Genomic DNA, 5,020 nt, shown 5'->3' with positions numbered 1-5,020 from the left:
GGATCGCGCGTTTGGGATCGGTGAGGACGGTGAGGCCGTCCGCGGCGATGCGGCCGTCGGAGGAGAAGGCGGAGATGACGTCGGCCCGGTTGCTGGCAAGCGCGCGGTACATGAAGGTCGGGCTGTAGGGCGTCATCGCGGCGAAGCGCAGGCCATAGGCGTCCCGCACCTCCGTCCATTCCGGCCGATCGAGAAATTCGAGATCGCTGCCCAGGCGCAACGCGGGCGCGGCGGCGGACAGGTCGGACAGGGTGGCGATACCCCGGCGACGCGCATCATCCCCGCGCATGGCAAAGGCATAGGCATTCTCGAACCCCAGGGGGCCGAGCAGCCGAACGCCCTGACCATTCGTCCAGCGGGACAGGTCGGCAAGCATGGCGGCGCGCGGCGGCACGTCGCTGCGGTGCATCGCGGTGGTCCACAAGGTGCCGGCATATTCGACATAGACATCGACATCGCCGGCACGGGCGGCACCGAAGATCACCGCGGAGCCGAGGCCGTCGCGGTAGCGGACCCGGTAACCGGCCTGCGTCAGCCGGTCGCCGATCAGGCGGGCGAGGATATATTGCTCGGAAAAATTCTTGGCGCCGATCACGACCGTGCGATCCTCGCCGCGCGGCCATAGCGGCGCGGTGGCCAGCGCGAGCCCGCCGGCGAGCAGCGCCACGCCGGTCAGCCAGACGGCACGGCGGCCGCGGGCAAGGCCGCGTTCGATCATGCCGATCACCGCATCGACGCCGAGCGCGAGCACGGCGGCGGCAAGGCAACCGGCGAGGACCAGCGCCCACGCCTGGGTCTGCAGCCCGGCAAAGATCAGGTCGCCGAGGCTCGGCTGGCCGACGGTGGTGGACAGGGTGGCGGCGCCGATCGTCCATACCGCGGCGGTGCGGATGCCGGCGACGAGGACGGGGGCGGCAAGCGGCAGTTCCACCTGCCACAGCTTTTGCGCAGGCGTCATGCCGACCGCATCGGCGGCGCGGGTGACGGCGGGGTCGAGCCCGGTCAGCCCGGTGACGCCGTTGCGCAGGATCGGCAGCACCGCATAGAGCGACAGGGCGAGCAGCGAGGGCAGGAAGCCGAGCGCGGGGATGCCCCCGCCGACCAGCCCCGACAGGATGAGCAGCAGCGGATAGAAGAGCGCGAGCAACGCCAGCGACGGAATGGTCTGCACAAGGCTGGCGAGGGCGAGCGCGATGCGGCCGAGCTTCGGCTGGCGGGCGGAGAGCAGCGCGAGCGGCAGGCTGACGACCATGCCGAGCGCGAGCGCGGCGATGGCGAGCAGGACGTGCTGGGCGAGCAGCGGGGGCACGCGGGCCAGCGCATCGAGGAAGGCGCTCATCGGCTGAGCGCCGCCAGCCGTTCGGCCTGATGCCGGGGAACCGCCATCAGCGCCTGCGCCCCCTCACCGCCGCCGCCGGTGGCGAGCTGCCGGGGCGTGGCGTCGGCGACGATGCGACCCTTTGCCATCAACAGCACCCGGTCGGCGAGGAGCAGCGCCTCCGCCATGTCATGGGTGACGAGGACCGTGGTGAGGGCGAGACGATCATGCAGCGCGCGCAACCGGGTGCCGAGCCCGTCGCGGGTGACGGGATCGAGCGCGCCAAGCGCCTCGTCGAGCAGCAGGACGGCGGGCGAGGGGGCAAGCGCGCGGGCGATGGCGACGCGCTGGCGCTGACCGCCGGAGAGTTGGTCGGGGCGACGGTCGGCGAGGTCGCGGGGCAGCTCGACCAGATCGAGCATCTCGGCGACGCGGTCGCCCGTGGGCGTACCGGCGAGGCGCAGGCCGATCGCGATGTTGCGCGCGACGCTCATGTGCGGAAACAGGCCGTCGCCCTGAAACACATAGCCGATGCGACGGCGCAGCAGATGGGGTGAGCCATCGGCGACATCGCGCCCCTCGACCCGGACGGTGCCGGCGTCGGGGCGGACCAGCGCGTTGATCGTCTGGAGCAGCGTCGACTTGCCCGAGCCCGAGGTGCCGACAAGCGCGACAAAGGCGCCGGGCGCGATGGCGAGCGATACGTCGTCCACCGCGGTGGTTGCGCCAAAGCGCCGGGTGACGCGGTCAAGCGCGATGATCGGGGCTGGCATCGGCGGCGATGATGCGGAATGATGCCCGAAACGTCAAACGATTGGCGGCGATCACATAAGGAGAGGATATGCAGGCGATCTTCGTCACCGGTGCCGCATCGGGCATCGGGCGGGCCACCGCGACGCTGTTCGCCAAGGCCGGATGGCGCGTCGGGCTGGCCGACCGGAACGAGGCCGGGCTGGCGGAGGTCGCCGCGAGCCTGGGCGGGCCGCACAGCACGCATGTGATGGACGTGCGCGACGTCGGCGCGTGGGAAAGCGAGCTGGCCAGTTTCATGATCGCGGGCGGGCGGCTGGACGTGCTGTTCAACAATGCCGGGATCGCCGCGGGCGGGCCGTTCGGCGCGATCGACATCGATGCGCTGGACCGGGTGATCGACATCAATTTCCGCGGCCTCGTCTACGGCGCGCGGGTCGCCTATCCGCATCTGAAGGCAACGCCGGGATCGTGCCTGCTCAACACGTCGTCGGCGTCGGGCATCTATGGATCGGCCGGGCTGGCGACCTATTCGGCGACGAAGTTCGCGGTGCGCGGGCTGACCGAGGCGCTGGACGGCGAATGGGCGGCGGACGGGATCAAGGTGCGCGCGATCATGCCCAGTTTCATCGATACGCCGCTTCTGGATGCCGTGGTGGGCAAGGGCACCGCGCGCGAGCGGGTGCGGGCGCAGGGGCTGGAATTCACGCCGGTCGAAACCGTGGCGCAGGCGGCATGGGACGCGGTGCATGGCGACCGGGTGCTGACCCCGGTGGGCCGGACGGCGCGGCGGATGATGTTCGCGGCGCGGTGGATGCCGGGCAAGCTGCGACGGCAGATGCGCGGGGGGCGGTAGGGCGTTTACGGCCCTCTCCCCAACCGGGGAGCATCAGGTGAACAGCGCCCCGCGCTGTTCAGCGCATGCCGGGGGCATGGGCGACCTGATGCTGGAGGGGACCCGCGGCTTTAGCCGTGGGGAGGGTGAGGGGCAGACAAACAGTGCTGCGCTGCTGGGCTGCCCCTCACCCTCCCACCGCTTGCGCGGCGGGCCCCTCCCTCTCCCCGAAGGGGAGAGGGCTTTTCTTAGCCCTTCACTCGCCCATGATCGCGTCGATCGCCTCGGCAAGTTCGATGTCGCGGCCCGAGAGGCCGCCGGCGTCGTGGGTGGTCAGCAGGATGTCGACGCGGTTCCAGACATTCTTCCATTCGGGATGGTGGTCCATCTTTTCCGCGATCAGCGCGACGCGGGTCATGAAGGCGAACGCTTCCACGAAATCGGCGAACACCACCGTGCGCGTGATCGCATCGCGTGCTTCGTCGTGATCCCAGTCGGGCAGGCCATCCAGTGCCTCGGCCCGGTCCATTTCGCTGAGCGGCTCGATCATCCCAATCCCCTATATCGCTTGCCGGTTCCGGCGGGCCACGGGTATGGCCTGATGCATGGGCGGGCAAGACGGCATCGGCGCGGCACCGGACGCGCACACGATCGAGGCATTGGCACGCGCGACGATCGCCAAGCTGCCGCGAGCCTTTGCCGAGCATCTGGGCGACGTGGTGCTGTTGATCGAGGAGTTCGCCGATGACGAAACGCTGGCGAGCCTGGGGATCGAACATCCGCTGGACCTGACCGGCCTGTATCACGGGCGGCCGGTGGGCGAGAAATCGTCAATGGACTCCGGCGCGCTGCCCGACCGCATCCACCTGTATCGCCGCGCGATCCTGGACGAATGGATCGAAACCGGCGTGCGGCTGGACGAGCTGGTCGCGCATGTGACGATCCACGAGATCGGGCATCATTTCGGCCTGTCGGACGACGACATGCACGCGCTGGAAGACGCGGTGGCGGACGCGTGATGTTGGCCCTTAGCGGCGTGGCGGGCGCGCGCGGGCAGCGGATGCTGTTCGAGGGCGTCGACCTTGCGCTGGCGCCGGGCGGGGCGGGCGTGGTGACGGGGCCGAACGGGATCGGCAAATCGAGCCTGCTCAGGATCGCGGCCGGGCTGTTGCCGCCTGCCGCCGGCACGGTGGAGCGGGGCAGGCGGGTCGCGCTGCTCGCCGAGGGGGCGGCGCTGGACGGGGAGCGGACGGTGGCGCAGGCGCTGGCGATGTGGGCGCGGCTGGACGGGGAGCCGGACGTGGAGGCGCGCGTCGCCGGGGCGGTCGCGGCGGTGGGGCTGGCGGCGAAGGCGGATCTGGCGGTGCGGTTACTGTCCACGGGGCAGCGGCGGCGGGTGGAGCTGGCGCGGGTGGTGGCGACGCGGGCGCCGATCTGGCTGCTGGACGAGCCGGCCAACGGGCTGGACGCGGACGGCGTGGCGATGCTGGCGGCGCTGGTCGCCCGCCACCGGGCGGCGGGCGGCGTCGCGCTGGTGGCGACGCATCAGCCGATCGACCTGGGCGATGCGGTGGCGGTGCGCCTGGGCGGCGCGGCGTGACCGCGCTGATCCTGCGCGACGTGCGCCGGGGCCTGAGCGGCGGGACCGCGACGATCGTGATCGGCTTCTTCCTGCTCGTCACCATCCTGTTTCCTTTTGCGATCGGGCCGGACGGCGCGGTGCTGGCGCGGGTCGGCGGGGGCGTGATCTGGGCGGCCGCGCTGCTGGCGGCGCTGTTGCCGGTGGAGCGGCTGGTGGCGCCCGATCTGGAAGCGGGGGTGTTCGATCAACTGGCGGTGCGGGGGCATTCGCTGGTGGCGGTGGCGGCGGCAAAGATGCTGGCGCACTGGATTGGGTTCGCGCCGCTCATGATGGTGGCGGCGGTGGCGGCGGCGGGGTTGCTGGACCTGTCGGCGGCGACGCTGTTGCGGGTCGAGCTGGGGCTGCTGCTCGGCACGCCGGGGCTGGCGGCGCTGGGGATGGCGACGGGCGCGCTGACCGCGTCGCTCCGCGGGGCGGGCGCACTGGCAGGGGTGGTGATGCTGCCGCTGGCGGTGCCGGTGCTGATTTTCGGCGC

The 5,020-nt window shown here is 71.4% G+C and carries 7 protein-coding genes; 4 read left to right on the top strand and 3 right to left on the bottom strand.

Annotated features, from left to right (window positions below; translation table 11 throughout):
* Both OXR08_RS18510 and OXR08_RS18505 read right to left on the bottom strand, forming a co-directional pair.
* Positions 1-1,339 (bottom strand): ABC transporter permease/substrate-binding protein (locus OXR08_RS18510; protein WP_267352114.1); only part of this gene is annotated, 1,339 nt, incomplete at its 3' end.
* Positions 1,336-2,091 carry an ATP-binding cassette domain-containing protein gene (locus tag OXR08_RS18505; RefSeq protein WP_267352113.1) on the bottom strand — a complete coding sequence of 252 codons (756 nt, stop codon included), beginning with the start codon at positions 2,089-2,091 and terminating at the stop codon, positions 1,336-1,338. The genes OXR08_RS18510 and OXR08_RS18505, both read right to left, overlap by 4 nt.
* A 68-nt stretch (positions 2,092-2,159) precedes the next feature.
* Between OXR08_RS18505 and OXR08_RS18500 the strand changes: the two genes are divergently transcribed.
* Positions 2,160-2,924, top strand: coding sequence for an SDR family oxidoreductase (locus tag OXR08_RS18500; RefSeq protein WP_267352111.1), 765 nt, complete (start codon positions 2,160-2,162; stop codon positions 2,922-2,924).
* A 235-nt stretch (positions 2,925-3,159) separates the two neighbouring features.
* Here the strand turns inward: OXR08_RS18500 and OXR08_RS18495 are convergent, their stop codons facing one another.
* Positions 3,160-3,453, bottom strand: coding sequence for a 4a-hydroxytetrahydrobiopterin dehydratase (locus tag OXR08_RS18495; protein WP_149682328.1), 294 nt, complete (start codon positions 3,451-3,453; stop codon positions 3,160-3,162).
* A gap of 55 nt (positions 3,454-3,508) precedes the next feature.
* Between OXR08_RS18495 and OXR08_RS18490 the strand changes: the two genes are divergently transcribed.
* The 3 genes from OXR08_RS18490 to OXR08_RS18480 all read left to right on the top strand — a co-directional run.
* Entirely contained in the window at positions 3,509-3,922 is a 414-nt protein-coding gene (locus OXR08_RS18490) for a metallopeptidase family protein (protein WP_112381847.1), read from the top strand.
* Positions 3,922-4,503, top strand: coding sequence for a heme ABC exporter ATP-binding protein CcmA (ccmA, locus tag OXR08_RS18485; RefSeq protein WP_267352109.1), 582 nt, complete (start codon positions 3,922-3,924; stop codon positions 4,501-4,503). The genes OXR08_RS18490 and ccmA overlap by 1 nt, the downstream gene beginning before the upstream one ends.
* Positions 4,500-5,020, top strand: a 521-nt coding sequence (locus OXR08_RS18480) for a heme exporter protein CcmB (RefSeq protein WP_267352107.1), incomplete at its 3' end; no start/stop codon positions are given. The genes ccmA and OXR08_RS18480, both read left to right, overlap by 4 nt.

The sequence above is a fragment of the Sphingomonas sp. GM_Shp_2 genome (genome assembly GCF_026540875.1).
Classification (GTDB): Bacteria; Pseudomonadota; Alphaproteobacteria; order Sphingomonadales; family Sphingomonadaceae; genus Sphingomonas; species Sphingomonas carotinifaciens.
The sequence above is the reverse complement of the archived record's forward strand: the minus strand, read 5'-3'. Positions and strand labels throughout refer to the sequence as shown.

What these genes read in the sequence shown, in the direction of transcription:
- OXR08_RS18505 (WP_267352113.1), bottom strand. Translation starts at nt 2,091, where the DNA reads ATGCCAGCCCCGATCATCGCGCTTGACCGCGTCACCCGGCGCTTTGGC.
- OXR08_RS18500 (WP_267352111.1), top strand. Translation starts at nt 2,160, where the DNA reads ATGCAGGCGATCTTCGTCACCGGTGCCGCATCGGGCATCGGGCGGGCC.
- OXR08_RS18495 (WP_149682328.1), bottom strand. Translation starts at nt 3,453, where the DNA reads ATGATCGAGCCGCTCAGCGAAATGGACCGGGCCGAGGCACTGGATGGC.
- OXR08_RS18490 (WP_112381847.1), top strand. Translation starts at nt 3,509, where the DNA reads ATGGGCGGGCAAGACGGCATCGGCGCGGCACCGGACGCGCACACGATC.
- ccmA (WP_267352109.1), top strand. Translation starts at nt 3,922, where the DNA reads ATGTTGGCCCTTAGCGGCGTGGCGGGCGCGCGCGGGCAGCGGATGCTG.